The sequence below is a fragment of the Streptomyces sp. NPDC107581 genome, from assembly GCF_055657175.1.
On sequence record NZ_JBVKBH010000013.1, the window covers coordinates 56,418 to 82,649 of the forward strand.

At 71.8% G+C, this 26,232-nt stretch carries 24 protein-coding genes, 5 tRNA genes and 1 pseudogene; 20 read left to right on the forward strand and 10 right to left on the reverse strand.

The features are described 5' to 3' along the window. Entirely contained in the window at positions 1-285 is a 285-nt protein-coding gene (locus ACZ7P3_RS29445; protein ID WP_472086237.1) for a type II toxin-antitoxin system RelE family toxin, read from the reverse strand. Between the two features lie 81 nt (positions 286-366). On the opposite strand from ACZ7P3_RS29445, the gene ACZ7P3_RS29450 reads away from it, so the two are divergent. From ACZ7P3_RS29450 to ACZ7P3_RS29475, 6 genes are all read left to right on the forward strand, one after another. Further along, positions 367-1,098, forward strand: coding sequence for an HAD family hydrolase (locus ACZ7P3_RS29450; RefSeq protein ID WP_472086238.1), 732 nt, complete (start codon positions 367-369; stop codon positions 1,096-1,098). Between the two features lie 91 nt (positions 1,099-1,189). Beyond that, positions 1,190-1,261: transfer RNA gene (locus ACZ7P3_RS29455), tRNA-Gln, on the forward strand. A 21-nt stretch (positions 1,262-1,282) separates the two neighbouring features. Then, positions 1,283-1,355 (forward strand) — tRNA-Glu (locus ACZ7P3_RS29460). Between the two features lie 62 nt (positions 1,356-1,417). Continuing rightward, a tRNA-Glu gene (locus tag ACZ7P3_RS29465) sits at positions 1,418-1,490 on the forward strand. Between the two features lie 20 nt (positions 1,491-1,510). Further along, positions 1,511-1,582, forward strand: a tRNA-Gln gene (locus ACZ7P3_RS29470). A gap of 28 nt (positions 1,583-1,610) precedes the next feature. Beyond that, positions 1,611-1,683 (forward strand) — tRNA-Glu (locus ACZ7P3_RS29475). A 53-nt stretch (positions 1,684-1,736) separates the two neighbouring features. Here ACZ7P3_RS29475 and ACZ7P3_RS29480 read toward each other — a convergent pair. Then, the gene (locus tag ACZ7P3_RS29480; protein ID WP_472086240.1) at positions 1,737-2,381 is read right to left on the reverse strand and encodes a MerR family transcriptional regulator; all 645 of its coding nucleotides are present in this window, start codon (positions 2,379-2,381) and stop codon (positions 1,737-1,739) included. 93 nt (positions 2,382-2,474) lie between these two features. Between ACZ7P3_RS29480 and ACZ7P3_RS29485 the strand changes: the two genes are divergently transcribed. Continuing rightward, complete coding sequence (locus tag ACZ7P3_RS29485) at positions 2,475-2,993, forward strand: DUF4188 domain-containing protein (RefSeq protein ID WP_472086241.1); 519 nt, start codon at positions 2,475-2,477, stop codon at positions 2,991-2,993. An 88-nt stretch (positions 2,994-3,081) separates the two neighbouring features. Here the strand turns inward: ACZ7P3_RS29485 and ndgR are convergent, their stop codons facing one another. Further along, positions 3,082-3,798, reverse strand: a complete 717-nt coding sequence (ndgR, locus tag ACZ7P3_RS29490; RefSeq protein WP_145883474.1) for an IclR family transcriptional regulator NdgR — start codon at positions 3,796-3,798, stop codon at positions 3,082-3,084. A 197-nt stretch (positions 3,799-3,995) separates the two neighbouring features. On the opposite strand from ndgR, the gene leuC reads away from it, so the two are divergent. The 4 genes from leuC to ACZ7P3_RS29510 all read left to right on the forward strand — a co-directional run bounded on the left by leuC (position 3,996) and on the right by ACZ7P3_RS29510 (position 7,305). After that, complete coding sequence (gene leuC, locus ACZ7P3_RS29495) at positions 3,996-5,426, forward strand: 3-isopropylmalate dehydratase large subunit (protein ID WP_472086242.1); 1,431 nt, start codon at positions 3,996-3,998, stop codon at positions 5,424-5,426. A 5-nt stretch (positions 5,427-5,431) separates the two neighbouring features. Then, entirely contained in the window at positions 5,432-6,025 is a 594-nt protein-coding gene (leuD, locus tag ACZ7P3_RS29500) for a 3-isopropylmalate dehydratase small subunit (protein WP_472086243.1), read from the forward strand. A gap of 265 nt (positions 6,026-6,290) precedes the next feature. Further along, the gene (locus tag ACZ7P3_RS29505) at positions 6,291-6,521 is read left to right on the forward strand and encodes an SCO5555 family protein (RefSeq protein WP_472086244.1); all 231 of its coding nucleotides are present in this window, start codon (positions 6,291-6,293) and stop codon (positions 6,519-6,521) included. A 136-nt stretch (positions 6,522-6,657) separates the two neighbouring features. Beyond that, positions 6,658-7,305 (forward strand): HU family DNA-binding protein, encoded by a 648-nt coding sequence (locus ACZ7P3_RS29510; protein ID WP_472086246.1) that lies wholly within the window; start codon positions 6,658-6,660, stop codon positions 7,303-7,305. A gap of 154 nt (positions 7,306-7,459) precedes the next feature. On the opposite strand, the gene ACZ7P3_RS29515 is transcribed toward ACZ7P3_RS29510, so the two are convergent. Then, positions 7,460-7,663, reverse strand: a complete 204-nt coding sequence (locus tag ACZ7P3_RS29515; protein ID WP_472086247.1) for a hypothetical protein — start codon at positions 7,661-7,663, stop codon at positions 7,460-7,462. A 9-nt stretch (positions 7,664-7,672) separates the two neighbouring features. After that, positions 7,673-8,311 (reverse strand): 2-phospho-L-lactate guanylyltransferase, encoded by a 639-nt coding sequence (gene cofC, locus ACZ7P3_RS29520; RefSeq protein WP_472086249.1) that lies wholly within the window; start codon positions 8,309-8,311, stop codon positions 7,673-7,675. Positions 8,312-8,510: 199 nt separating this feature from the next. On the opposite strand from cofC, the pseudogene ACZ7P3_RS29525 reads away from it, so the two are divergent. From ACZ7P3_RS29525 to ACZ7P3_RS29535, 3 genes and pseudogenes are all read left to right on the forward strand, one after another. Beyond that, a pseudogene (locus ACZ7P3_RS29525) lies at positions 8,511-9,269 on the forward strand (lysophospholipid acyltransferase family protein); the annotation flags it as partial. A gap of 224 nt (positions 9,270-9,493) precedes the next feature. Beyond that, positions 9,494-10,504, forward strand: a complete 1,011-nt coding sequence (locus ACZ7P3_RS29530; RefSeq protein WP_472086250.1) for an NAD(P)H-dependent glycerol-3-phosphate dehydrogenase — start codon at positions 9,494-9,496, stop codon at positions 10,502-10,504. Between the two features lie 81 nt (positions 10,505-10,585). Continuing rightward, positions 10,586-11,743: a D-alanine--D-alanine ligase family protein gene (locus ACZ7P3_RS29535; RefSeq protein ID WP_472086251.1), complete on the forward strand. Its 1,158-nt coding sequence runs from the start codon at positions 10,586-10,588 to the stop codon at positions 11,741-11,743. 216 nt (positions 11,744-11,959) lie between these two features. Here ACZ7P3_RS29535 and ACZ7P3_RS29540 read toward each other — a convergent pair whose 3' ends face one another. Next, on the reverse strand, positions 11,960-12,475 hold the full coding sequence (locus ACZ7P3_RS29540) for a DUF3515 domain-containing protein (protein ID WP_472086252.1): 516 nt from the start codon (positions 12,473-12,475) through the stop codon (positions 11,960-11,962). 20 nt (positions 12,476-12,495) lie between these two features. After that, on the reverse strand, positions 12,496-12,729 hold the full coding sequence (locus ACZ7P3_RS29545) for an Lrp/AsnC family transcriptional regulator (protein WP_003997603.1): 234 nt from the start codon (positions 12,727-12,729) through the stop codon (positions 12,496-12,498). 218 nt (positions 12,730-12,947) lie between these two features. On the opposite strand from ACZ7P3_RS29545, the gene ACZ7P3_RS29550 reads away from it, so the two are divergent. Then, entirely contained in the window at positions 12,948-13,913 is a 966-nt protein-coding gene (locus tag ACZ7P3_RS29550) for a thiamine-phosphate kinase (protein WP_472086253.1), read from the forward strand. Next, on the forward strand, positions 13,910-14,695 hold the full coding sequence (gene thiD, locus ACZ7P3_RS29555; RefSeq protein ID WP_472086254.1) for a bifunctional hydroxymethylpyrimidine kinase/phosphomethylpyrimidine kinase: 786 nt from the start codon (positions 13,910-13,912) through the stop codon (positions 14,693-14,695). Before ACZ7P3_RS29550 ends, thiD begins: the two co-directional genes overlap by 4 nt. 234 nt (positions 14,696-14,929) lie before the next feature. Here the strand turns inward: thiD and rpmB are convergent, their stop codons facing one another. Continuing rightward, complete coding sequence (gene rpmB / locus ACZ7P3_RS29560; RefSeq protein WP_009190838.1) at positions 14,930-15,115, reverse strand: 50S ribosomal protein L28; 186 nt, start codon at positions 15,113-15,115, stop codon at positions 14,930-14,932. 256 nt (positions 15,116-15,371) lie between these two features. Between rpmB and ACZ7P3_RS29565 the strand changes: the two genes are divergently transcribed. Then, entirely contained in the window at positions 15,372-17,285 is a 1,914-nt protein-coding gene (locus ACZ7P3_RS29565) for a DAK2 domain-containing protein (RefSeq protein WP_472086255.1), read from the forward strand. Positions 17,286-17,453: 168 nt separating this feature from the next. Here the strand turns inward: ACZ7P3_RS29565 and ACZ7P3_RS29570 are convergent, their stop codons facing one another. Then, on the reverse strand, positions 17,454-20,666 hold the full coding sequence (locus ACZ7P3_RS29570) for a tetratricopeptide repeat protein (RefSeq protein WP_472086256.1): 3,213 nt from the start codon (positions 20,664-20,666) through the stop codon (positions 17,454-17,456). Further along, a complete protein-coding gene (locus ACZ7P3_RS29575) occupies positions 20,666-22,492 on the reverse strand; it encodes an HSP90 family protein (protein ID WP_472086257.1) in 1,827 nt (608 codons plus the stop codon). Before ACZ7P3_RS29575 ends, ACZ7P3_RS29570 begins: the two co-directional genes overlap by 1 nt. A gap of 201 nt (positions 22,493-22,693) precedes the next feature. On the opposite strand from ACZ7P3_RS29575, the gene recG reads away from it, so the two are divergent. Genes recG through coaD form a run of 3 tightly spaced genes read left to right on the forward strand, consistent with a single transcriptional unit; the run spans position 22,694 to position 26,187 of the window. Further along, entirely contained in the window at positions 22,694-24,922 is a 2,229-nt protein-coding gene (gene recG, locus ACZ7P3_RS29580) for an ATP-dependent DNA helicase RecG (protein ID WP_472086259.1), read from the forward strand. A gap of 18 nt (positions 24,923-24,940) precedes the next feature. Then, a complete protein-coding gene (rsmD, locus tag ACZ7P3_RS29585; protein WP_472086495.1) occupies positions 24,941-25,681 on the forward strand; it encodes a 16S rRNA (guanine(966)-N(2))-methyltransferase RsmD in 741 nt (246 codons plus the stop codon). 26 nt (positions 25,682-25,707) lie between these two features. Next, positions 25,708-26,187 (forward strand): pantetheine-phosphate adenylyltransferase, encoded by a 480-nt coding sequence (gene coaD, locus ACZ7P3_RS29590; RefSeq protein ID WP_472086496.1) that lies wholly within the window; start codon positions 25,708-25,710, stop codon positions 26,185-26,187. Positions 26,188-26,232: the final 45 nt, after the last annotated feature.

The window sequence follows — 26,232 nt, forward strand, 5'->3', positions numbered from 1 at the left end:
TCACTGCGCGTCGGCTTCGTCGATCAGGTAGGCGCTCTCGTCGAAGATCTCCAGCACGACGACGACCATGATCGCGCCGGCCACCATGTACTCCAGCACCACACCGGGGGCCACGTATGCCTTGCGCAGGTGCTGGTCGGGTCCGAGCTGCGCGGTCGAGTTCTTCCGGAAGGGATCGCGGGCCAGTATGCGCACGGCCCTGTCCAGCTGGTCCCGACGTTCCCCGGGCAGGGCGTCGTAAGAGGCGCGGGCCTCAACGGTGAACTGGACTCGGTACTCGGTCATGGCATCCACGCTAGGACATCCGCCCACATCACGGCCACGGAAACCGGCGCACTGGCCCCGCACCGGCGATACCGTCGGCTCATGGCCATCCGAGCGATCGTCTGGGACATCGACGACACCCTCTTCGACTACACCTCGGCGGACCGGGAGGGCATGCGAGCCCATCTGGCGGCGGAAGGCCTGCTCGCCGGGTACGACACCCCCGAGCAGGCCCTCGTGCGGTGGCGGGAGACCACCGACCGGCAGTGGGCACGCTTCTCGGCCGGAGAGGTCTCCTTCGAGGGGCAGCGGCGCGAGCGCGTACGGGTCTTCCTCGACCAGGAGCTGACCGACGCCGAGGCCGACGCCTGGTTCCAGCGTTACATCGCTCACTACGAGGGCGCCTGGAATCTGTTCCCGGACGTGCTCCCCGTCCTGGACGCCCTCGCCGTCAGCCACCGGCACGCGGTGCTGTCCAACTCCAGCCTCACCGTGCAGGAGCACAAGCTGCGCACCCTCGGTGTCCGCGACCGCTTCGAGAGCGTGCTGTGCGCCGCGGAGCTGGGCGTGTCCAAGCCGGAGGCCGAGGCCTTCCTGGCGGCCTGCGAGGCGTTGAAGCTGCCCCCGCACGAGGTGGCCTACGTCGGGGACCACCCGGAGATCGACGGGCGGGGCGCGGCCGAGGCGGGGCTGCTGTCCGTGTGGATCGACCGCGGCGGCCCGTACGCGCGGGGCCCGCACAGCGTCGTCGCGCACCGGATCTCGACCCTCGCCGAACTCCCCGCGCTCGTCCGCACGGATACCCGTTTTGGAGCCCCGTCCACCTTCGGGTAATGTTCTTCCTGCGCCGCCGGGGAGCGGGCCGAAAGGCCAGGAACCGGAGGAGCAAACTAGAACGAGGACCCCGCAGGGGCTTGAGTTCCAGTGGCCTATGGTGTAATTGGCAGCACGACTGATTCTGGTTCAGTTAGTCTTGGTTCGAGTCCAGGTAGGCCAGCTCGCAGAGCTCATCTGCAAAGCCCCCGTTGTGTAGCGGCCTAGCACGCTGCCCTCTCAAGGCAGTAGCGCCGGTTCGAATCCGGTCGGGGGTACTGATCCTTCCCGCGAGGACGGCCAGGGTAGCTCCCACCGTCTTCGATGCAGGATCGCTAGGGCCCCCGTTGTGTAGCGGCCTAGCACGCCGCCCTCTCAAGGCGGTAGCGCCGGTTCGAATCCGGTCGGGGGTACGACTGGTCTAAACCATCATTGGTCTATGGTGTAATTGGCAGCACGACTGATTCTGGTTCAGTTAGTCTTGGTTCGAGTCCAGGTAGACCAGCTCGGATCTGCGGAAACGTAAGATCCTCGCCCCCGTTGTGTAGCGGCCTAGCACGCCGCCCTCTCAAGGCGGTAGCGCCGGTTCGAATCCGGTCGGGGGTACAAGAGGAAGGCCCTTCGCTTCGGCGGAGGGCCTTCGTCATGCCCCGCGCGGGCTACTCGAAGCCGTACCGCCGCGCCGTCTCCTCCTCCTGGGCCAGTCGGTGCAGCGCCTGCTTCACCGGCTCGTTGAGGATCACACCCAGGATCGCGAACTCGATCCGCTCCGCCTCCGACGGGTACGCCTCCATGTTGTCCAGGTCGAGGACGGCCGTCCGGTACATCAACTCGGCGTACGGCGCGAGCAGTTCGGCCCCGAAGGTGTAACCGATCCGGCGGAACGCGGCCACTGCCACCACCAGCGAGCGGTACGCGGGCGAGATGGTGACGAGCTGCTTGGCGTTCTCCCAGCCGAGCTGGTCCAGGAGCTTGTCGACCTCCTGGTGCGCGGCCTGGACGTACTCGTCGTCCGCGTCCGGCTCCGGCACCTGCGGCAGCGCCCACAGCGCCGCGCCCAGACGGATCGTGCGGGGCAGGGAGTCGTCGTCCACGTGCCCGAGCACCTCGCGCACCTTCGCCACCGGCATCCGGCCCACCTGGATCATCGCGCGCACCAGGCGCAGCCGGCGCAGATGTTCCTCGTCGTAGTCGGCCGTGGTGGCGTTGATCTGGCGGCCCGGCGGCAACAGTCCTTGGCGCAGGTAGTACTTGATCGTCGCCGTGGACACACCGCTGCGCTCGCTCAGCTCCGCCAGCCGCATCTCTTGCTCATCTCTTGCGCTCCCTCTCGGATAACGGCACTATCCAAGCATCGCATCTTGGATAGCACCGCTCACCAATGAGGGGGAGTCGTCATGGTGACCCGTACGACTGCTGACGCGAAGGGCGAGGTCGTCGTCCTGTTGATCGGCATGCGCATCAACCGCTTCCTGGCGGCGCACCTGTGGCTGCCGGTGATGCTCGCGATGCTCCGGATGCTCCGGATGCTGCGGGATCTGCGGAAGGAACCCGAGCGCGGTCTGCTCAGCCACGTCCTGCTGACGGCCTCACCGCGGACGTACTACGTCGTGCAGTACTGGGAGTCGAAGGAGAAGCTGTACGCCTACGCGACCGCGTCGGACGCCTTCCATCACAAGGCCTGGGCGCGCCTCAACCGCAAGGAGCGGGACGGCAAGCTGCGCGGGCAGGTCGGCATCTGGCACGAGACGTATGTCGTGCCCGAGGGGTCGTACGAGGCGATCTACGGCGACATGCCCGAGTTCGGGCTGGCCGCGGCGCACGGGCAGATCCCGCTGGAGAAGCGGGGCCGGTACGCCAAGGACCGGTTCGCCCACCGGTCGCAGGGGGCGCCGGTGGCCGGGAAGACGGGCTGACAGGGGGGACCGGGGAGCGAGCAGGGCCTGCCGCGGCGTTGAGGCAGGCCCTGCTCGGCGTTCGTCCGGTGTTCCAGGGGGGCGGGGCTCAGCCCGAGCGGCGCAGGGCCTCCGACAGGCGGCCGGCCGCGTCGATGACCGCCTGGGCGTGCATGCGGCCCGGGTGGCGGGTCAGGCGCTCGATCGGGCCGGAGACGGACACGGCGGCCACGACGCGGTTGGACGGGCCGCGGACGGGCGCGGAGACGGAGGCCACGCCAGGCTCGCGCTCGCCGATGGACTGGGCCCAGCCGCGCCGCCGTACGCCCGACAGGGCCGTCGCCGTGAAACGGGCGCCCTGCAGACCGCGGTGCAGGCGCTCCGGCTCCTCCCAGGCCATCAGGATCTGCGCCGAGGAGCCCGCCTTCATCGTCAGCGTGGAGCCGACCGGGACGGTGTCCCGAAGGCCGGACAGGCGTTCCGCCGCGGCCACACAGATCCGCATGTCACCTTGGCGGCGGTAGAGCTGTGCACTCTCGCCGGTGACATCACGGAGGTGGGTGAGCACGGGGCCCGCCGTGGCGAGCAGGCGGTCCTCGCCCGCCGCTGCCGCAAGCTCCGCGAGGCGCGGGCCGAGGATGAACCTGCCCTGCATGTCGCGTGCCACCATGCGGTGGTGTTCCAAAGCCACGGCCAGGCGGTGGGCCGTGGGTCGTGCCAGTCCGGTGGCGCCGACCAGACCCGCGAGGGTGGCCGGACCGGACTCCAGAGCGCTCAGGACGAGGGCCGCCTTGTCCAGAACGCCGACGCCGCTACTGTTGTCCATGCAACGATACTCACGTCTCACTCTGTGAAACGCAAGTTCAATTTTCCGTGGAACGCGCCACCCTGGAATCACACAGCGGCCCGCAGACCAACGGGCCTGGCGGTGGAGGCCCGGAATCACGACATCAGGGGCACGGGCACCGCTTGCTCAAGATCTCTAGTTGGGCCGGTGGACCTTTGCCGGCCGGAGGGAAAGCGATGGGTAGGACACTCGCGGAGAAGGTCTGGGACGACCACGTCGTCCGGCGCGCCGAGGGCGAGCCCGACCTCCTCTACATCGATCTGCACCTGCTGCACGAGGTGACCAGCCCGCAGGCCTTCGACGGACTGCGCAAGAGCGGCCGGCAGGTGCGCCGGCTCGACCTCACCATCGCGACCGAGGACCACAACACCCCGACCCTCGACATCGACAAGCCCATCGCCGACCCGGTCTCCCGCGCCCAGCTGGAGACGCTGCGCAAGAACTGCGCCGAGTTCGGTGTGCGGCTGCACCCGCTGGGCGACGTCGAGCAGGGCGTCGTGCACGTCGTCGGCCCGCAGCTCGGCCTGACGCAGCCCGGTACGACCGTCGTCTGCGGCGACTCGCACACCTCCACGCACGGTGCCTTCGGCGCGCTGGCGTTCGGCATCGGCACCTCCCAGGTGGAGCACGTGCTGGCCACCCAGACGCTGCCGCTGGCCCGCCCGAAGACCATGGCCATCACGGTCGACGGCGAGCTGCCCGACGGCGTCACCGCCAAGGACCTGATCCTGGCGATCATCGCGAAGATCGGCACCGGCGGCGGCCAGGGCTACATCCTGGAGTACCGCGGCTCCGCCATCGAGAAGCTCTCGATGGAGGCCCGGATGACCATCTGCAACATGTCGATCGAGGCCGGCGCCCGCGCGGGCATGATCGCCCCCGACGAGACCACCTTCGCGTACCTCAAGGGCCGCGCCCACGCTCCCGAGGGCGAGGACTGGGACGCCGCCGTCGCGTACTGGAAGACGCTGAGGACGGACGAGGACGCGGTCTTCGACGCCGAGGTCCACATCGATGCCGCATCGCTCTCGCCGTTCGTCACCTGGGGCACCAACCCTGGCCAGGGTGCGCCGCTTTCGGCGTCCGTCCCCGATCCGGCTTCGTACGAAGACGCTTCGGAGCGCTTCGCCGCCGAAAAGGCCCTGGAATACATGGGGTTGGCGGCCGGGCAGCCGCTGCGCTCCATCAAGGTGGACACCGTCTTCGTAGGCTCCTGCACCAACGGCCGCATCGAGGACCTGCGCGCCGCCGCCGAGATCCTGCGCAGCCGCAAAGTCGCCGACGGCGTACGGATGCTGGTCGTCCCGGGCTCCGCGCGGGTGGGTCTGCAGGCCGTCTCCGAGGGTCTGGACGTGGTCTTCAAGGACGCCGGCGCCGAATGGCGGCACGCGGGCTGCTCGATGTGCCTGGGCATGAACCCCGACCAGCTGGCACCGGGCGAGCGCTCCGCCTCCACCTCCAACCGCAACTTCGAGGGCCGGCAGGGCAAGGGCGGCCGTACGCACCTGGTGTCGCCGCAGGTCGCGGCCGCTACCGCGGTCCTGGGCCACCTCGCGTCCCCCGCCGACCTGTCCGACGCCGACACCCGTACGCCCGCTGGAGTCTGAGAACCATGGAAGCCTTCACCACCCACACCGGCCGGGCCGTCCCGCTGCGCCGCTCCAACGTCGACACCGACCAGATCATCCCTGCTCACTGGCTCAAGAAGGTCACCAGGGACGGCTTCGAGGACGGGCTGTTCGAGGCCTGGCGCAAGGACGGGTCCTTCGTCCTCAACCGGCCCGAGCGCCAGGGTGCCACCGTTCTGGTCGCCGGCCCCGACTTCGGCACCGGCTCCTCCCGCGAGCACGCCGTCTGGGCGCTGCAGAACTACGGCTTCAAGGCCGTGATCTCCTCCCGCTTCGCGGACATCTTCCGGGGCAACTCGCTGAAGAACGGCCTGCTCACCGTGGTTCTCGACCAGAAGGTCGTGGACGCGCTGTGGGAGCTGACCGAGCAGGACCCCGAGGCCGAGATCACCGTCGACCTGGAGGCCCGCGAGGTGCGTGCCGAGGGCATCACCGCCGCCTTCGAGCTGGACGAGAACTCCCGCTGGCGGCTGCTGAACGGGCTGGACGACATCTCCATCACCCTCCAGAACGAGGCGGACATCGCCGCCTACGAGGGCAAGCGGCCCTCCTACAAGCCGCGCACGCTCCAGAGCTGATCCCGAGCGGCCGAACACATCAGGTTTCGGCCACCGCAACGCCCCCTCTGTACCCCCGATCGCCACGATTGGGGGTACAGCCATGTCTGCACCCGAACGGCCCTGAACATTCCCGCAGGTCGCCTCAACTCCCCACGTTACCAGGGCTGTTGTCCGGGTACGTGAGTGCTGTGATCGCGACTTCCGCAAGTGCCCGGAAGGCCGTTTGAGGCGGCAGTTGCACCCTGCGCAGGCGACAACTCGCCCCAGATGGCACAATCTGTGCATGGAACACGACGGCCAACTCGAGCTCTATGCGGCAGTCGCGGACCGACTGAAGGAAGCGCACACAACAGTGCGCGCACTGCAAGTCCCGGAGGGCGTACGGATGGCGCTGACCCGGAAGCTGCTGGTCATTACGGCCGTGGCCAAGCACGATCTCGCCGATGCGGCAAGGCGACTCGAGCGGTTCATGACGGACCTCGACGAGGGTCGGATCCCTGAAGAGGACCGCTGAACAGTCCGAGACGGCCGAGTCCGTTGCGGCACAAGGGTGATAAGCCCGTTTCGTGTTTGATTTGCGGTATATATCTGCCTAACGTGCGAAAAAGCTTGAACACTTTCGTTCTGGCGATGTCTCCGAAGGGGAAGACGTGAACAAGGCGCAGCTCGTAGAAGCGATTGCCGACAAGGTGGGCGGCCGACAGCAGGCCGCCGAAGCCGTCGATCATGTCCTGGACGCCATTGTCCGCGCGGTCGTCGCGGGCGAGCGGGTCTCGGTCACCGGCTTCGGGTCCTTCGAGAAGGTGGACCGCCCGGCTCGGTACGCCCGTAACCCCCAGACCGGTGAGCGGGTTCGGGTCAAGAAGACCTCCGTGCCGCGCTTCCGCGCAGGCCAGGGCTTCAAGGACCTGGTCAGCGGCTCGAAGAAGCTCCCGCGCGGCGGCGAGGTCTCGGTCAAGAAGGCGCCCAAGGGCAGCCTGACCGGCGGTGCTGCCGCGACGGTCAAGAAGGCCGCCGCCAAGAAGACCACCAAGGCCGCCGCGAAGAAGGTCACGGCCAAGAAGGCGACGCCGGCGAAGAAGGTCACGGCCGCGGCGAAGAAGGCCACCGCGAAGAAGGCGACGGTCAAGAAGACCACGGCCGCCGCCAAGAAGGCCACCGCGACGAAGGCCGCCGCCAAGAAGACCACGGCCAAGAAGGCCCCGGCGAAGAAGGCCACGGCCAAGAAGGCCCCGGCCAAGAAGTCGACGGCACGCAAGACCACCGCCAAGAAGGCCACCGCCCGCAAGGCGTCGTAGGTCACCAGGGCACTCATGCCGGGCCGGACTCCCCGCGGGAGCCCGGCCCGCGGCGTGTGTGCCCTGGTGCCCCGGGCGCCCGTGGTGCGGGTGGCGGCCGCGGCCGGAAGGTGTGGGCGGCTAGAAGGCCTGGGCGGCCGGAAGGTGTGGGCGGCTAGAAGGTCTGGAGCGTCACGAGGGTGATCCGGACGGCGGTGCCCGCGCGCTCCGTCTCGATCCGCACCCGCTGCCCCGGCCGCAGCAGCCGCAGCCCGCCCGCGTCGAACGCCGCCGCGTCGAAGGGCACCGGGGTGCCGTCGTCGAGCAGCACCTCGCCGCTGCGGGTCTCGGGGTCGTACGTGTATGCGGTCGCCTGCATGACCGCAGCCTACTGTCCGGCGGCCGGCAGGCGTGCGCTCGCCGCCGCCGTGTGCGGACCGACCCCCAGGGCCAGCGCCGCGCGCAGGTCCTCGCCGGTGTCCACGTCCTGCCGTACCGAATCGACCGCGGCGAGCAGGAGTTCCGTCGCACCGGAGGCGCGGTGCCGGGCGCGGGAACCGGCGCCGAAAACCGGTTGCAATGCGTGGCCGGGGGCCGCGGCCAGCAAGGTGGTGCCGAGTTCGGCCGCGTCCGGGAGAAAAGCCCGCGGGAATTCGGTCGCCGCGTCCAGCACCAGAGACAATTCCCCGGGGCGCAGGGCCGGCAGATCGGCGTTCAGGGCCGCGACGGCGGCGTACGGCCGCATTTCCCTTACGACGGCCGCGCCGTGCGCCAGGGCGGCGTTCAGGCCGCTGCCCGGTGCGTCCGGGACGATCCGGGCGCCCAGGGCCGCCAGCTCCCGGCCGGCCAGCTCGTCGTCCGTGACGACCGCCACATCCGCGACCGCCCGGCAGGCCAGCGCCGCGGCCACCGTGTCCTGGGCGAACGCGAGGGCCAGCCCCGGACGCACCCCGTCGTGGGCGGTGTCCGCAAGCCTGCTCTTGGCCCGCGCCAGAGGCTTCAGGGGGATGACCAAGCTCCACTGCACCGGCGTACCGCCCCTCTCTCGTCGCGCTCATTGTCACCCGGGCCCTCCGGCACGCCGGAGAAGGGGAGGGGCGCGAAGCTCCGTCCGAAGGCGGTGGCGGGTGACGGGCGGGCGTACGGTGTTCTCGACAGACCGGCGGCCTGGGGCGACACTTGTGCGGCCCCCGGGCCCGGAGCAAGTCCTAGAGGAAGGTGTCCGCGTGTCCCGCCGCAGAATCGGGTTCTGGTACCGCTTCGCAGCGGTCCTCTGCAAACCGCCGCTGGTGGTTCTGATCAAGCGGGACTGGCGTGGAATGGAGCACATTCCGGCCGAGGGTGGATTTATCACCGCGGTGAACCACAATTCCCATGTGGACCCCTTCGCGTACGCGCACTATCAGTACAACACCGGACGGGTTCCGCGATTCCTGGCGAAGAGCGGGCTTTTCAAGAAGGGATTCGTCGGTGCCGCGATGCGCGGCACCGGGCAGATCCCCGTCTACCGCGAGAGCACGGACGCGCTCAGCGCCTTCCGGGCCGCCATCGACGCCGTGGAGCGCGGTGAGTGCGTCGCCTTCTACCCCGAGGGCACCCTGACCCGTGACCCGGACGGCTGGCCGATGACGGCCAAGACCGGCGCCGCCCGCGTGGCCCTGCAGACCAAGTGCCCGGTGATCCCGGTCGCCCAGTGGGGCTGCAACGAACTGCTGCCGCCCTACTCCAAGAAGCCCCACCTCTTCCCGCGCAAGACCCATCGCGTCCTCGCGGGCCCGCCCGTCGACCTCTCCCGCTTCTACGACAAGGAGATGACCACCGACCTCCTGAAGGAGGCCACCGAGGTCATCATGGCGGCCATCACCCGCCAGCTGGAGGAGATCCGCGGCGAGAAGGCCCCCGAGAGGCCCTACGACCCCCGCCGCGAACGGATCGAGCAGCGCCGCAAGACCCGCGCGCAGACCGGGCAGGAGGCCGCGCAGACGGGCGCGGGAACGACCGCGGAGACGGGTGCGGAGGCGGGCGCGAGAACGACCGTGGAGGCGGGTGCGGAGGCGGTCGTGCAGACCAGCGGCGCCGCCCCGCTGCCGCTCGCCCCTCGGACGGGCGCGCGGACGCAGCCCGACGGGGAGGGCCCGGTGACCGGCCCGGAGGCCGCCCAGGCCGGCAAGGAAGTCTCGCGCAGCGGCACGGAAGAGGAGAGCGGCAAGTGAGCAAGCCAGTCCGGGCGGCCGTGATGGGCACCGGCTCCTGGGGCACGGCCTTCGGCATGGTCCTCGCCGACGCCGGCTGCGAGGTCACCCTGTGGGCCCGCCGCCCCGAGCTGGCCGAGGCGGTCAACTCCACACGGACCAACCCCGACTACCTGCCCGGTGTCGAGCTCCCGGAGAACCTGCGGGCCACCGCGGACGCCTCCGAGGCCCTGCGGGACGCCGACTTCACCGTCCTCGCCGTCCCCTCCCAGACCCTGCGCGCCAACCTCGCCGAGTGGACCCCGCTGCTGGCGTCCGGCACCGTACTGGTCTCCCTGATGAAGGGCGTCGAACTCGGCTCAGCCATGCGGATGAGCGAGGTCATCGAGGACGTCGCCAAGGTCGGCGCCGACCGGATCGCGGTCGTCACCGGCCCCAACCTGGCCCGCGAGATCGCCGCCCGCATGCCCGCCGCGGCCGTGGTGGCCTGCACCGACGAGGGGGTCGCCCAGCGGCTCCAGGCCGCCTGCCACACCCCGTACTTCCGGCCGTACACGGAGACGGACGTGGTCGGTTGCGAGCTGGGCGGTGCCGTGAAGAATGTCATCGGCCTCGCCGTCGGCATCGCGGACGGCATGGGGCTCGGCGACAACGCCAAGGGCTCGCTCATCACGCGCGGCCTGGCGGAGACCGCCCGCCTCGGGGTCGTGCTCGGCGCCGACCCGCTGACCTTCTCCGGCCTCGCCGGACTCGGCGACCTGGTCGCCACCTGCTCCTCGCCGCTGTCCCGCAACCACACCTTCGGCACCAACCTCGGCAAGGGCATGACCCTGCAGGAGACCATCGCGGTCACCAGGCAGACCGCCGAGGGCGTCAAGTCCTGCGAGTCCGTGGCGGATCTGGCCCGCAGGCACGGGGTCGACATGCCCATCACCGAGACGGTCGTGGACATCGTGCACGAGGGCAAGCCGCCGGTGGTCGCCCTCAAGGAGCTGATGTCGCGCAGCGCGAAGCCCGAGCGACGCTGAGCGACGCTGAGCGACGCCCCCCCTTCCGGCGGCCCGCCGACGCTGTGTCCGGGCTCTACCAACGGGTACTCTCAACGCGATATGAGCACCGAGAACCTCCCCCAGAGCCCTGAGCAGCCCGCACGCAAGCCCCGCGTGGCCGTCGTGTTCGGCGGGCGCAGCTCCGAACACGGGATCTCCATGGTCACCGCCGGCGCCGTCCTGAACGCCATCGACCGGACGAAGTACGACGTCCTGCCGATCGGCATCACGCGGGAAGGCCGCTGGGTGCTGACGGCCGACGAACCGGAGCGGATGGCCATCACCGACCGCCGCCTGCCCGCCGTCGAGGATCTGGCCGAGTCCACCGAGGGCGGCGTGGTGCTCTCCGTCGACCCCGCCAGCCGCGAGGTCGTCTACGCCGAGCCCGGGGCCGTTCCCAAGGCCCTCGGCGACGTCGACGTGGTCTTCCCGGTGCTGCACGGCCCGTACGGCGAGGACGGCACCCTGCAGGGCCTCCTGGAGTTGTCCGGCGTGCCCTACGTGGGCTCGGGCGTGCTCTCCTCGGCCGTCGGCCAGGACAAGGAGTACATGAAGCGGGTGTTCACCTCCTTCGGGCTCAAGGTCGGCCCGTACGTGGTGATCCGGCCGCGCGAGTGGGAGCGGGACGAGTCCGCCGCCCGCAAGAAGATCATCGACTTCGCCGGCGAGCACGGCTGGCCCCTGTTCGTGAAGCCCGCGCGCGCGGGCTCCTCGATCGGCATCACCAAGGTCGACGACCTCTCCGGCCTGGACGAGGCGATCGCCGAGGCGCAGCGGCACGACCCGAAGATCCTGGTGGAGGCCGCGGTGCGCGGCCGGGAGATCGAGTGCGGCGTCCTGGAGTTCGAGGACGGCCCGCGTGCCTCGGTCCCGGCCGAGATCCCGCCCCCCGAGACGCACGCGTACTACGACTTCGACGCCAAGTACATCGACTCCACGCCCGGCATCGTCCCGGCCCCGCTGACCGACGAGGAGACCGCCGAGGTGCGGCGGCTCGCGGTCGAGGCGTTCGAGGCGGTCTCCTGCGAGGGCCTGGTCCGCGCGGACTTCTTCCTCACCGAGGACGGCGAGTTCGTGATCAACGAGGTCAACACGCTGCCCGGCTTCACCCCGATCTCGATGTACCCGCAGATGTGGCAGGCCTGCGGGGTCAGCTACCCGGAGCTGGTGGACCTGCTGGTGCAGGCCGCGCTGCGCCGCCCGACCGGGCTGCGGTAGCGCTCCGCCGGGGAGGCCGGCCGGGGGCCGGTCGGCACCTGCGGGTGCGTTGTGGCCGGTCGGGGGCCGGTCGACAGCTGCGGGTGCGTTGTGGCCGGTCGGGGGCCGGTCGACAGCTGCGGGTGCGTTGAGGTCGGTCGGGGGCCGGTCGGCACCTGCGGGTGCGTTGTGGCCGGTCGCGCGGTTCCCCGCGCCCCTTCGGGCGCGGTCGTACCGTCAGCGCATGGAGGCGATCCCCTTCGGGATCGCCTTCTTGACCGCGGCCGCGAGGCCGGTGAGCACCGGCGTGCCGTCCTGCGCGGACATGCCCTCGGGCATGCTCACCTGCACATAGGCCACGCGGTTGGCCGTGGTGAACCGCCAGGTGCCGTCGCTCTGCTTCTCCATCAGCCAGTCGACGCCGTCCACTCCGCCCGGCAGGGCGTCCGCGTCGCCGCCCTCGGCCACCTTGGGGTCGATCATCTTCGGAGGCCGCACGACACCGCAGCGCAGTATGATCGCCGGGCTTCCCCAGGCCGCCGTGTAGGCGGACCGGGGCTCGGGGTCGTTACGGCTCCGTCCGTCGAGCTTCCCGGGCAGCGCCCGGTCCAGCTCCCGGCACACCGGCGCCGTCCTGGCGTCGGGGCTGGGAACCGCGACCGTGCCGCTGTCGTCTGCCGAGGAGCAGCCCGCGACCGCGATCAGCAACGCGGGCGCGAGCAGGCCTAGGGGCCGGTGACGGAAGTTGTTCACCGGCCAAGCGTAGACGGGGGCTACAGATGCACCACCGGACAGGTCAGGGTGCGGGTGATGCCGTCCACTTGCTGGACCTTGGCGACCACCATGCGACCGAGGTCGTCGACCGTATCGGCCTGGGCGCGCACGATGACGTCGTACGGTCCCGTCACGTCCTCGGCCTGGATCACTCCAGGGATCTTGCTGATCGTCTCGGCGACGGTCGACGCTTTGCCGACCTCCGTCTGGATCAGGATGTACGCCTGTACCACGGAACCTCCAGGGCGGCCACGAGGATCATGTGGGGAAAAGGAACGCCACGGTATCGCGTCGCCGCTGTCCGCGGGGAGACCCCCCGGGCAGCGGGCTTGCGCGCCAGGGTGCAGGCACGACAGAAGTTGACGGTCACCTCGACCGTATCGGGGACACTGATGACGCGCGACCGGGCACCGCAAGGGACAGAACAAGGGACAGAAGGGGAGCAAGGGCAATGAAGGGCACTGTTGGTGAGCTCGGGGAGTTCGGGCTCATCAGGGAGCTCACCTCCCGTCTCACCACCACTCCGGCCGTCCGGGTCGGCCCCGGCGACGACGCCGCGGTGGTGGCCGCGCCCGACCGCCGGGTGGTGGCGAGCACCGACATCCTGCTGGAGGGCCGGCACTTCCGCCGCGACTGGTCCACGGCGTACGACGTCGGCCGCAAGGCGGCCGCGCAGAACCTCGCGGACATCGCCGCGATGGGTGCCGTGCCGACCGCGCTGCTGCTCGGCCTGGTCGTCCCGGCCGAACTGCCCGTGACCTGGCCCAGCGAGCTGATGGACGGCATCCGGGACGAGTGCCAGGTGGCCGGCGCCTCGGTGGTCGGCGGCGACGTGGTCCGCGGCGACACGATCATGGTGTCGATCACCGCGCTCGGCGATCTGCGCAACCAGGAGCCGGTGACCCGGTCCGGCGCCCAGCCCGGCGACCTCGTGGCCGTCACGGGCTGGCTGGGCTGGTCCGCGGCCGGCTATGCGGTGCTCTCCCGCGGCTTCCGCTCCCCGCGCGCCTTCGTGGAGGCCCACCGGCGTCCCGAGCCCCCGTACCACGCGGGCCCGGCCGCCGCCGGGCTCGGCGCGACCGCCATGTGCGACGTGAGCGACGGGCTGATCGCCGACCTCGGGCACATCGCCGAGGCCAGCAAGGTGCGCATCGACATCCGCTCGGGCGCGATCGACATCCCCACGCAGATGAACGACATCGGGCAGGCCGTCGGCGTCGACCCGCTGCAGTGGGTGCTGACCGGGGGAGAGGACCACGCGATCGTGGCGACCTTCCCGCCGGACGCCAAGCTGCCGGCCCGCTGGAAGGTCATCGGCGAGGTCCTCAACCCCTCGGCGCTGCCCCAGGTGACCGTCGACGGGGCGCCCTGGACCAGTAAGGGCGGCTGGGACCACTTCGGAGACATCGAGTCATGATTCCCAGGGTTCTCACGGTGGCGGGGTCGGACTCCGGCGGCGGCGCGGGCATCCAGGCCGACCTGAAGACGATGCTGGCGCTCGGTGTGCACGGCATGAGCGTGATCACGGCCGTGACCGCGCAGAACTCCCTGGGCGTGCAGGGGGCCTGGGAGCTGCCCGTGGAGGCGGTACGGGCCCAGTACCGCAGCGTCGTGGACGACATCGGCGTCCAGGCCGTGAAGACCGGGATGCTGGCCTCCGCGGAACTGGTCGAGGCCGTCGCCGAGTTGATCTCCGCCACGGACGTGCCGGTCGTGGTGGATCCGGTGGGCGTCTCCAAGCACGGTGACCCGCTGCTGGCCGCCTCCGCGCTGGACTCGGTCCGCACGAAGCTGCTGCCGGCGGCGACCGTGGCCACCCCGAACCTTGACGAGGTGGTCCAACTCACGGGGGTCCGCGTCGACTCGGAGGACGATCTGCGCCGGGCCGCGGCGGCCGTGCTGGGGTACGGGCCGCGGTGGGTGCTGATCAAGGGCGGCCATCTGGCGGGGGACGCGGTGGATCTGCTCACGGACGGCTCCGCCGAGCACTGGCTGCGGGCTCCCCGGCACGACAACCGGCACACGCACGGAACGGGCTGCACGCTCGCCTCGGCGGTCGCTTCGGGGCTCGCGAAAGGGCTGACCGTGCCGGAGGCCGTCGCGGAGGCCAAGGCGTACGTCACCGGGGCGATCGCCGCCGGGTTCGCGCTGGGGGCGGGGATCGGTCCGGTGGACCACGGGTGGCGGTTCAGGAACTGAACCGGTCGCGGCCACGGCAACGGGGGAAGCCGTGGCAACGGCAGGAGCCGTGGCGACAGGGAAGCCGTCGCAACAAGGGACGCAACAGGGGAAGCCGTGGACAGAGGCGCGGCTGCGGGTGGAGGTGTTGCGGGCAGAGGCGCTGCGAGAAGGTACGGCAAAAAGCCGGCCCACCCTCAGGTGGACCGGCTCAATGCAGCGAACCAGACGGTGGCCGCGCGCTCAGCTGTAGCGTCAGCGCGAGACCTTGCCGGCCTTGATGCACGAGGTGCAAGCGTTCACGCGCTTCGGCGTCCCGCCGACCACGGTACGCACACGCTGGATGTTCGGGTTCCAGCGGCGGGACGTACGGCGGTGCGAAAACGAGATGTTGTTGCCGAAGCCCGGCCCCTTGCCGCAGACGTCGCAGTTGGCAGCCACGGGTCACTCCAAAGACTTCAGATGCACTTACGGATAATCCCGGCTTGCCGGGATCGAGATCGCAGGATCAGAGATCTGAGTGGCGTTGCCAGGGGAACGGCCCGATGTGGATCGGGCAACCGGAGCAGCATACAACGGCTGCGCCAGCACAACGAAACTACCATGGCAGCTCAGGGGTCCGCTCCCGGCCCTCTTCCGGAGCACACCACTCCGGGGTCTACGCTGCGTCCACGTCCAGCCAGCCAGGGAGGCACAGGTGGCGCAGGTGCCGCAGACATTCTTCGATGCTCTCGCGGTACGCACCTGGTGCGGTCTGGCGCTCGGGGCGCTGGGGCGGGCGCGCGAGGAGATCGACGCGATCAACGTCTATCCGGTGGCCGACGGGGACACCGGGACGAACCTGTACCTGACCCTGGAGTCGGCGGCGACCGCCGTGGAGGCCGTGTTCGCCGGGTACGGGACGGGCGCGCAGGAGCCGTCGCTCGCGGACGCCGTGCGCGCGATGGCCCACGGGGCGCTCATCGGGGCCCGCGGGAACTCCGGGACGATCCTCGCCCAGCTGCTGCGGGGCATGGCCCAGGTGCTCGCCGCGCGGGAGGCGGGGGAGGCGTCTCACGCCGACGGCGCGGGGCTGCGGCTGGCCCTGCGGCACGCCGCCGACTCCGCCCGCGAGGCCGTGGCCCACCCGGTCGAGGGCACGGTGCTGACGGTCGCCTCGGCCGCGGCCGAGGCCGCCGAGGAGGCCGAGGGGGACTGCGGGACGGTCGCGCGGGCCGCCTACGAGGGCGCCAGGGAGGCGTTGGCGGCGACTCCGGGCCAGCTGGCCGTGCTGGAGCGGGCCGGGGTGGTCGACGCGGGCGGCAGGGGGCTGGTGGAGGTACTGGGGGCGCTGGTGGAGGCGTTCACGGGGGAGTCGGTACGGGAGGCGGCGGCGCGGGAAGCCTCGAAACCGCCGGAGGCCGTCACCGGAGTTGTCACCGGAGCAGTCGCCGAAGCCGCCTCTGGCACAGCTTCCGAGGGAACGTCCCTTGCCGGTTCCCGTGCAGCTTCCGGGGCCGCCTCTCCTGCCCCCTCCCGCGCCGCCGCCGGGGCCGCTGCTCACGCCGCCTCGCGTGCCGCCGCCGGGGCCGCTCCTCCCGCCGCCTCCCGTGCCGCCGGCGGTCCCGGTCCCGATTCCGCTGTGCACGCGCGCGTGGAGGCCGTTTCCGCGGTGCCGGGGGAGCCGTGCGCGGAGGGCGCCGAGGCCGGCGGGCCCGCCTATGAGGTGATCTACCTCCTGGAGGCCCGTGACGAGGCCGTGGCCCGGCTGCGGCAGCGTCTCGACGTCCTCGGGGACTCCCTCGTCGTGGTCGGCGGCGACGGGCTGTGGAACGTCCATGTGCACGTCGACGACGCGGGTGCCGCCGTGGAGGCGGGCGTCGAGGCCGGGCGGCCGTACCGCATCCGGATCACCCACTTCGGGCTCGGCGACGTGCACACCGGCGGCGAGCGGCCGCCGCGCGAGCGCGCCCAGCGGGCCGTCGTCGCCGTCGTGCCCGGGGAGGGCCTGGCGGGGCTGTACACCGAGGCCGGCGCGACCGCCGTCCTCGCGCGCCCCGGGGAGCCGCCGGCCAGCGGGGAGCTGGTGCAGGCGGTACGGCGTGCCCACGCGCGCGAGGTCGTGCTGCTGCCCAACGACGCCGAGCTGCGCCACACGGCCGCGGCGGCTGCCGAGCAGGCCCGCACCGAGGGCATCCGCGTGGCCCTGATCCCGACCCGCTCGGCAGTGCAGGGCATCGCCGCGCTCGCCGTGCACGAGCCGCAGCGCCGGTTCGACGAGGACGTCGTCCAGATGACCTCGGCGGCGGGCGCCACCCGCTACGCCGAGGTCCTCGTCGCCGAACACCAGTCGTGGACGACGGCCGGCATCTGCCAGGCCGGGGACGTCCTCGGCCTGATCGACGGCGACGTCGCGGTGATCGGCGCGGACGTCACCGCCATCGCCGAGACGGTCCTGGACCGCATGCTCCAGGCCGGCGGCGAGCTGGTCACCCTCGTCGTCGGCGACGAGGCACCGCCGAGCGTCGCCGACCACCTGGAGACACGCGTACGCGAGTTCTACCTCGCCGTGGACACGGTGGTGTACGGCGGCGGTCGTCAGGGAGCGCTGCTGCTCATCGGGGTGGAGTGATCTCGGCGAGCGGTCCTTCACCCCTCGCTGTTCTGTGCCGTCTCCGCCGGCTGGAGCGTACGGTCGCTTCCGTTTGTCGTTCCTCGCCGTGGACACGGTGGTGCAGGGCGGCGGTCGTCAGGGAGCGCTGCTGCTCATCGGGGTGGAGTGATCTCGGCGAGCGGTCCCTCACCGCTCGCTGTTCCGTGCCGTGCTCTGTGCTGTGTTCTGTGCTGTGTTCTGTTCCGTTTCCGCCAGCTGGAGCATCCGGGTCGCCTCCGCCCGCCGTTCCCCGGCCGTCTCGTCCTGCTCGTCGGCGGTCTCGTAGGCCGCGAGTACGCCACGCGCGCGTGCCGCTGCCCCGGCGGGTCGCCCGAGGTCGGCCTCCAGCCAGCCCGCGGCCAGCTCGGCGCCGGTACGGCTGTGCAGTCCCTCCGCGCCGAGCGAGCCGAACAGCCGGGCCGCGCGCTCCATCTGGGCCAGCGCGTCCTCGAACGCGGCCTGGATCACCGCGTCCTCCGACTCCCCGGACTCCTCCGACTCCCCGGACTCCTCCGACTCCCCGGACTCCTCGGTCTCCCCGGCCGCCGAGCGGGCCAGCAGGTCGCCGAACTGCCGGTGCGTGCTGCCGAGTTCGGCGATGAGCTGCTCCTCGGCCACCGGGTCCCCGGCGGCCTCCAGAGCGCGCTCGCACTCCTGCACCGCGTTGGCCATCGCCTCCCGCGCGCCCTGTGTCCCGGCCTCTCGGCGCAGCGCCAGCCAGGCGCGGGCGCGCAGCGAGCGGACGAGGAAGTGCGGATTGCCGAGCGAGCGCCACAGCTCGCCCGCGCGCGCGTAGGCCTGGTCCGCCTCGTCCAGCAGCCCGGCGCTGCCCAGGGACTCGGCGGCCAGGTGGGCGAGCGTGGCGTGATCCTGCTGCTCGGGCCAGTGCCGGGCGATCTCGGCGGCCTGGAGCCGGCGTTCGGCGGCCGCCCGGTGCTCGCCCAGCTCGCTCAGACAGTCCCCGAGCCACCACTGCGCCTGGACGAGGGCCCCGTCGCCGTGCGTCTCGGCGGACAGGTCATGCAGCGCCGACTCCAGCACCTCGGCGGCCTCCGCGCACCGTCCCTGGCGCAGCAGGAAGCCGCCCAGCTGGTGCCGCGCCCAGGCGCCCAGCGTGGCGCTCTCGCCCGCCTCGTCGGCCCAGTGCGCGGCCTCCAGGGCGTGCTCGGCGGCTTCCCAGGGCTCCTCCCGGGCGCCGAGCACCTCGGCGAGCTGGAGATGCAGCTGGGCCCGCCCGGCCGTCTCCACGTACGGCCCGCCGTGCTCCAGGGCGGACCGCAGCGCACGCTCCGCCTCGCCCGGGTCGCCGAGCTGGTGGGCCAGCGCCGCGGCCTGGACCTCGTACTCGACCGCGAACCACGGCAGCCCTGCCGCCACGTACTCGGCGGCGGCCCGCCCGAACAGCCGCGCCGCCCGCTCGGCGGCGCCGGACTGCCCGGCCAGCTCGGCCAGCATCGCCAGCGCCTCGGCGGCCCGCGCCGCCAGCCGCACGTCGCCCTTCGCCCGCCCCTCGACCAGCGCCAGCACCTCGCGCACGGCCGCCTCCGCGGCCGCAACAGGATCCTGGGCGGGCTCGCCGGAGAGTCCGGGCCGCGCCCCCGGTGCCGGGGCACCGGTGTCCGCCGCCCCGGAGTCCGCAAGGGGGTCCTGGGCGTGCCCGAGGGCGGGGCCGGCCTGGGTGCTCGTGTCCGCCGCGTCGCCGTCCGGGCCCGGCCACGGTCCGTTCGCGACCGTCTCCTCCGCGGCCCACGGTGCATCCGGGGCACCCGGCGCCCGCTCGTGCACCCGTCGCATGAGGATCCGTGCCCGGCTCATCACCACGGACGCCGTCTGCCGTACGCCGGTGCCCCCCTCGGCGTACAGCGCGAGCGCCTCGTCGTAGAGCCCGGCGACCGTCGTCAGCGCCGCGGTCACCTCGCCCGTCAGCGCGCGTACGTACGCGCCGCGCGCGCGTGCCGCCAGCGCCTCACCGGGGTCGCCCGCCTCCGCGTACAGCGCGGCGGCCCGCTCGAACAGGGCGATGCCCTCGGGGCCGCGGGCCATCGCCTCGTGATCGGCGATCTCCGCGCGGTCGCGCGCATCCAGTGCGTCGTCCCCGGCGGCCCGCGCGACCGCCGCCCAGGCCTCCAGGGCGTGCGGCTGCAGGGTGTCGGACATCCGGCGCGCCTCGTCGAGCAGCGTGGACAGGTCCGGCGGGGAGGCGGGCCGGGGTGCCTGGGGCGCGGCCACGGGCGCCGGCGTGGAGCGCGCCGTCCGCACCCCCAGCGCCAGCCGCTCCACCAGCGGGCGCTGTGCCATGCGCGCGAGGACGCGGTCGCCGACGTACGACGTGCCGTTGCGCGTGTCGAACCGCGCGGCCAGTTCCAGGGCCTGCGCGCGCGTGTGGACGGCCAGTTCGCGTGCGGTCCACGACCGTCCGGCGGGGCCCGGTACCTGCCGCTCGCCCAGCCCCAGTTCGGTCAGCCGGTCCATCAGCAGGGTCACCACGGTCAGGAACTCCAGCCGGCTGCGCGGATGCCCGGTGTCCGTGAAGTACGCCGGCCGCTCGGCGAGCAGTTCGAGACCGCGCGCCTCGTTCCCGGTCAGCGCGCAGAACTCCACATGGTCGGCGTAGGCGCCCCGCATGCTCTCCATGGGGCGCACGAGGCGGAAGCCCCGCAGATGGTGGGCGCGGGCCTCGTCCGGACGGCCCAGCCGCAGCAGCGGCGCGAGCGAGGAGGCGAGCACCGTGTGCGGCTCGTGGGCGCAGCTGTACTCGCCCTCCAGCACCGGCCGCCACAGCTCCAGCGCCTCGGCCTCCCGGCCGCAGGCGACCTGCCACACGCCCTGCCCGTGCAGCTCGCAGGCGTGGCAGTCGGCCATCCGGTCCCGGTCCGCGGCCAGCCATGCGGTGTACGCCCGCTGCGCGCGCTCCAGGTCGCCGGTGTGCGCGGCCACACTGAACTCGGCGCTGCGCACGGCCCGTTCGGAGTGTCCGGCGAGCCGGTAGCGGTACTCCATCTCGCCGAGCCACTTCTCGATCGAGCCGAGCGGGATGTGCGGCTGGTCCAGCATGCCCGCCGACACCCACTTGAAGACCCAGTGCAGGGAGTGCGCCTCGTACTCGTCGAAGTCCTCCGGACGCTCGTCCCACAGGCGCAGCAGCCGCGCGAACGGGACGAACATCCGGTCCTTCTCGGAGCTGTAGTTGTAGACCTTCAGCTGGTGCCCGAGCGCCTCGATCACGGCGAGCGGGACGTTCAGCTTCTCGGCCTCGGCGAGCAGCAGCTCCGCGCGCGCGTTGCGCGCCGGGCCCTCCGGCTGCTCGGAGTTCTCCGCCATCGCCCGGCGCAGGGCGTCGAAGTCCGTGAACTCGCCCATCAGCGGCCGTCCTCCCTGTGCGTGGCCCACTCCAGGAGGCCGATGAACGCCCGGTTCAGCAGTGCGGAGTCGGCCGGCCTGAGCGGCCGCTGCGCCATCAGCAGCGCCTGCCCGTACAGCGACTCGGTCGCGGTGCCGATCAGCTCCGGGTCCCCCAGCGAACTGATCCTGCGGATCAGCGGGTTGAGATGGTTGAGCACCAGCCGCGCGCGCGTCGCGCTGCCGCGCAGCGAGCCCAGGATGCCCGCCCACAGGTCGTCCGCCTGTTCCTCGGCCTCCGCCCGCGCCTGCTCGTGCCGGGCGGCCCGGTCGTCCAGGTGGAGCGCGGGCACGGACAGCGGGTGGAAGGCACGCAGGACGACGTCGCAGCCCAGCGGGTCGAGCCTGGCCCGCGCGGCCGCCAGGAAGCCGGACAGCGCCAGCTCCTCGGCCGGGTCCACCGCGTCCAGGTGGGCGGTCACGGTGTCCGCGTCCAGCTCGGCGACCACCGTCCGCGGCCGCACCGACGGCAGCGCCTCGACGAGTTCGGCGTCGTACGTGTAGCCGCCGTTGACCACGCCGACGCCCTGGGCGGAGGCGATCGGCGCGACCTGTCGGTACTCCTCGACCGTCCGCGTGAAGTGCACCACCGGATGCCGCTGCGCGAACTCCTCCAGGGACAGCTGTCCGTCGGTCGTCTCGAAGGGCAGCCACGGCAGCATCGTGCGCAGCATCTCCCGGTCGTGCCGGGCCAGGGACTTCACCCCCAGGTGGTGCACGGCGAGGAACGCGGCCAGCCGCTCCGGGTCGCCGGCCGCGAGCCCCGTGAGCCAGGACCGGATCCTTTCGCCGAGCGCCTCCCGTACGGCGGAGAGCGTCTCGTCCTCGTACAGCGACTCGCGCGAGGCCGTGGGCCGCAGGCTGTCGGTGTCCAGGACGCAGCGCACGAAGAACGCCCAGTCGGGCAGCAGCTGTTCGGCGCGCTCGGTCAGCAGCATGCCCTTGAGGTGCACACGGTGCGTGGCCCGCTGCGCCGGGCTGACCGCCGCCGGCAGCACGTACGCCACCCCGCGGATCCCGGCCAGCGGCACGTCCAGCCCGATCGAGTCGAGCGGGGTGAAACCGAACAGCTCGTGGCAGTGCCGGGCCAGCGCGACCCTTCTCGTGGCGGGACTCGGATATGTGCGGTCCCAGGGCGCCGGGAGGTCCGTGACCGGCTCCTCGCCGACCCGGATGTCGTACGGCAGCAGCGAGCCGAAGTCCCGGGCGAGCGCGAGCACCCGCGGCGCGGCCAGCCACTCGCCCGCACCGGCCCGCGCCGTCAGATGCACGGTGGTGCCCGGCTCGGGCCGTGCCGAGTCGGGCAGGGTGCGCACGGTGTACGAGCCGTCGTCGCTCGCCGTCCACTCGACCGGCGGCGCCCCGGGCGTACGGGCGCTGCGGCTGACCACCCGGATCCGCTCGGCGACCACGAAGCAGGCGAGCAGGCCGATCCCGAACTGGCCGAGGAAGTCGGAGCGTGCCTCCTGCAGGCCGTCGGCCCGTTTGGAACTGCGGCCGATGGTCGCCAGCAGGCTGTGCACGTCCGACTCGGTGAGTCCGACGCCGCTGTCCTCCACCCGCAGGCCGCCGTCGGCGGCATGCAGCCGCACCCGGGCCGGGGCGCCGGGCTCCTCGGCCTGCCGTGCGGTGATGGCGTCCACGGCGTTCTGCAGCAGCTCGCGCAGGTAGACCCTGGGGCTCGAGTAGAGGTGATGGGATAGCAGGTCCACCAGACCACGCAGGTCGACCTGGAACGTATGAGGTGACTGGGATGCCTGGGATGACTGTGAGGTCTGGGAGTCCATCGTCGCAGCGCCGGTGGGGGGAGCACGCGTTCGGCGCGGGGTCGGGCGGTCCCGGATGGGGCGGTGACCGCGGGGGATGGCCGGAGCGCGCCATCCTAGAGCCGGAACGGGCTACCTGACCAGCACTTTCCCGGATGTAAACGGCGTGGCCCGACGAATCCGCAGGGCAGCTGTGCGGCATTGTCGGTGGTGTGGTGTGCAATGGATCTCGTGCCCGCACTGGAAGAACCACTGAAACAACCGCTGAAGTCAGTGCTCGGCCCCGCCACCGCGAAGGTGATGGCCGAGCACCTCGGCCTGCACACCGTCGGCGACCTCCTGCACCACTACCCCCGCAGATACGAGGAGCGCGGCCAGCTCACGCACCTCGCCGACCTCCCCATGGACGAGCACGTCACGGTGGTCGCCCAGGTCGCCGACGCCCGACTGCACTCCTTCGCCTCCGCCAAGGCCCCGCGCGGCAAGGGGCAGCGGCTGGAGGTCACCATCACGGACGGCAGCGGCCGGCTCCAGCTGGTGTTCTTCGGCAACGGCGTGCACAAACCCCACAAGGAGCTGCTGCCGGGCACCCGCGCGATGTTCGCGGGCAAGGTCTCCGTCTTCAACCGCCGCCTCCAACTGGCCCACCCCGCCTATGAGTTGCTGCGAGGAGACGGCGAGGAGGCGGTCGAGACCTGGGCCGGCGCCCTGATCCCCCTGTACCCCGCCACCGCCAAGCTGGAGTCCTGGAAGATCGGCAAGGCCGTCCAGACGGTACTGCCCAGCGCCCAGGAGGCCCTCGACCCGCTGCCGCCCACGCTGCGCGAGGGCCGGGGCCTGGTCCCCCTCCCCGAGGCCCTGCTCAAGATCCACCGCCCGCACACCAAGGCCGATGTCGCCGACGCCCGCGCCCGCCTGAAGTGGGACGAGGCCTTCGTCCTGCAGATCGCCCTGGCCCGCCGCCGCCACGACGACGCCCAACTCCCGGCCGTGGCGCGCTCCCCGAAGCCGGACGGCCTCCTCGCGGCCTTCGACGACCGCCTGCCCTTCACCCTCACCGAGGGCCAGCGGAAGGTCTCCAAGGAGATCTTCGACGACCTCGCCACCGAGCACCCCATGCACCGGCTGCTGCAGGGCGAGGTGGGGTCGGGCAAGACACTCGTCGCCCTGCACGCGATGCTCGCCGTGGTCGACGCCGGCGGCCAGGCCGCCATGCTCGCGCCCACCGAGGTCCTCGCCCAGCAGCACCACCGCTCGGTCACCGAGATGATGGGCGAGCTGGCCGAGGGAGGCATGCTGGGCGGCGCCGAACACGCCACCAAGGTGGTGCTGCTCACCGGCTCGATGGGGGCCGCCGCCCGCCGTCAGGCCCTGCTGGACCTCATCACCGGTGAGGCCGGGATCGTGATCGGCACACACGCGCTGATCGAGGACAAGGTGCAGTTCCACGACCTCGGGCTCGTGGTCGTGGACGAACAGCACCGCTTCGGCGTGGAGCAGCGCGACGCCCTGCGCGGGAAGGGCAGGCAGCCCCCGCACCTGCTGGTCATGACGGCGACGCCCATCCCGCGCACCGTTGCCATGACCGTCTTCGGCGACCTGGAGACCTCCGTCCTGGACCAGCTCCCCGCGGGCCGCTCGCCGATCGCCAGCCATGTCGTCCCCGCCGCCGACAAGCCCCACTTCCTGGCCCGGGCCTGGGAGCGGGTGCGCGAGGAGGTGTCGAACGGCCACCAGGCGTACGTGGTCTGCCCCCGGATCGGCGACGACATCGACGAGGCGGCCGACCCGAAGAAGTCCGGCAAGCAGAAGTCCCCCGAGGACGAGGCCGAAAAGCGCCCCCCGCTGGCCGTCCTGGAGGTGGCCGACCAACTGAGCGGCGGCCCGCTCCAGGGCCTGCGGGTCGAGGTCCTCCACGGCCGTATGCACCCCGACGACAAGGACGCCGTCATGCGCCGGTTCGCGGCGGGCGACACGGACGTCCTGGTGGCCACCACGGTCATCGAGGTCGGCGTGAACGTCCCCAACGCCACCGCCATGGTGATCATGGACGCCGACCGCTTCGGCGTCTCCCAGCTCCACCAGCTCCGCGGCCGCGTGGGCCGGGGCTCCGCCCCCGGACTGTGCCTCCTGGTCACCGAGATGCCCGAGGCGAGCCCCGCCCGCCAGCGCCTGAACGCGGTCGCCTCCACCCGTGACGGCTTCGAGCTCTCCCGCATCGACCTGGAACAGCGCCGCGAGGGCGACGTCCTCGGCCAGGCCCAGTCCGGCGCCCGCTCCAGCCTCCGGGTCCTCGCGGTCATCGAGGACGAGGAGGTCATCGCGGAGGCGAGAGAGGAGGCGGCGGCGGTCGTGGCGGCCGACCCCGGTCTGGAGCGCCTCCCCGGCCTGCGCACGGCCCTGGACGCCCTGCTGGACGAGGAGCGGGAGCAGTACCTGGAGAAGGGCTGACGCCGTGGCACGCCCGGGCTGCCCAGGGGATTTCCCCGGGCTCCGAGCCGTACCGAGGGGCGCGTCCCCGGAGCCCCGCCGCCGTCCTGCCGGAGCCCGGGGCACCAAGCGCCCCGTACGCCCGCCTGCCAGACTGACCCCGTAAAGCCGCCCACGGAGAAGGACCTCGAAATGACCCGCGTGATCGCCGGCACGGCCGGCGGACGCCGCCTCTCGGTACCGCCCGGCACCGGAACCCGCCCGACCTCCGATCGCGCGCGCGAGGCACTCTTCTCCACCTGGCAGTCCCTCCTCGGCGGCCCGCTGGACGGAGAGCGCGTCCTCGACCTCTACGCCGGCTCGGGCGCCGTGGGCCTGGAGGCCCTGTCCCGCGGCGCGGGACACACCCTGCTGGTCGAGGCGGACGCCCGCGCCGCCAAGGTCGTCCGGGAGAACGTGAAGAGCCTCGGCCTGCCCGGCGCCGAGGTGAGAGCGGGCAAAGCGGAACAGATCATCAGGACACCGCCCCCGGCCGAACCGTACGACCTCGTTTTCCTCGACCCCCCGTACGCCGTCACGGACGACGATCTTCGGGAGATTCTGCTCACACTCCGCACGGAGGGCTGGCTCGCGGCCGAAGCCCTCGTCACCGTGGAGCGCAGCACCAGAGGCGGCGAATTCCACTGGCCGGACGGCTTCGAGGCTCTACGGTCCCGTCGCTACGGCGAGGGAACGTTTTGGTACGGTCGCGCCGCCTCTACGTGCGAAGACGCACGATGACCGGACCGGAGAGCGAGGGATCACAAGTGCGCCGCGCCGTCTGTCCCGGGTCGTTCGACCCGATCACCAACGGACACCTCGACATCATTGCCCGCGCCTCCCGTCTGTACGACGAGGTGTATGTCGCGGTGATGATCAACAAGTCCAAGAAGGGCCTGTTCGGGATCGAGGAGCGGATCGAGCTGATCCGCGAGGTCACCGCCGACTACGCCAACGTCCGCGTCGAGGCCTTCCACGGCCTCCTCGTCGACTTCTGCAAGCAGCGCGACATCCCGGCCATCGTCAAGGGCCTGCGCGCGGTCAGCGACTTCGACTACGAACTCCAGATGGCCCAGATGAACATCGGCCTCACCGGGGTCGAGACGCTGTTCGTACCCACCAACCCCACCTACAGTTTCCTCTCCTCCTCGCTGGTCAAGGAGGTGGCGGCCTGGGGCGGCGACATCTCCCATCTGGTGCCGCCGCAGGTCCTGACCGCCCTGGCCGGCCGCCTCGAGCAGAACTGAGCGCGACACCGGGACCGCACGGAGAGCCGGGTCCTGAGGTGACCG

Excerpts from the sequence above, each read along its gene's own strand:
- thiD (WP_472086254.1), top strand. The coding sequence starts at position 13,910 with ATGATTCCCAGGGTTCTCACGGTGGCGGGGTCGGACTCCGGCGGCGGC.
- leuD (WP_472086243.1), top strand. The coding sequence starts at position 5,432 with ATGGAAGCCTTCACCACCCACACCGGCCGGGCCGTCCCGCTGCGCCGC.
- ndgR (WP_145883474.1), bottom strand. The coding sequence starts at position 3,798 with ATGGACAACAGTAGCGGCGTCGGCGTTCTGGACAAGGCGGCCCTCGTC.
- ACZ7P3_RS29535 (WP_472086251.1), top strand. The coding sequence starts at position 10,586 with ATGAGCACCGAGAACCTCCCCCAGAGCCCTGAGCAGCCCGCACGCAAG.
- ACZ7P3_RS29575 (WP_472086257.1), bottom strand. The coding sequence starts at position 22,492 with ATGGACTCCCAGACCTCACAGTCATCCCAGGCATCCCAGTCACCTCAT.
- ACZ7P3_RS29570 (WP_472086256.1), bottom strand. The coding sequence starts at position 20,666 with ATGGGCGAGTTCACGGACTTCGACGCCCTGCGCCGGGCGATGGCGGAG.
- recG (WP_472086259.1), top strand. The coding sequence starts at position 22,694 with ATGGATCTCGTGCCCGCACTGGAAGAACCACTGAAACAACCGCTGAAG.
- ACZ7P3_RS29445 (WP_472086237.1), bottom strand. The coding sequence starts at position 285 with ATGACCGAGTACCGAGTCCAGTTCACCGTTGAGGCCCGCGCCTCTTAC.
- ACZ7P3_RS29550 (WP_472086253.1), top strand. The coding sequence starts at position 12,948 with ATGAAGGGCACTGTTGGTGAGCTCGGGGAGTTCGGGCTCATCAGGGAG.
- ACZ7P3_RS29450 (WP_472086238.1), top strand. The coding sequence starts at position 367 with ATGGCCATCCGAGCGATCGTCTGGGACATCGACGACACCCTCTTCGAC.
- ACZ7P3_RS29515 (WP_472086247.1), bottom strand. The coding sequence starts at position 7,663 with ATGCAGGCGACCGCATACACGTACGACCCCGAGACCCGCAGCGGCGAG.
- ACZ7P3_RS29480 (WP_472086240.1), bottom strand. The coding sequence starts at position 2,381 with ATGCGGCTGGCGGAGCTGAGCGAGCGCAGCGGTGTGTCCACGGCGACG.
- leuC (WP_472086242.1), top strand. The coding sequence starts at position 3,996 with ATGGGTAGGACACTCGCGGAGAAGGTCTGGGACGACCACGTCGTCCGG.
- ACZ7P3_RS29505 (WP_472086244.1), top strand. The coding sequence starts at position 6,291 with ATGGAACACGACGGCCAACTCGAGCTCTATGCGGCAGTCGCGGACCGA.
- ACZ7P3_RS29485 (WP_472086241.1), top strand. The coding sequence starts at position 2,475 with ATGGTGACCCGTACGACTGCTGACGCGAAGGGCGAGGTCGTCGTCCTG.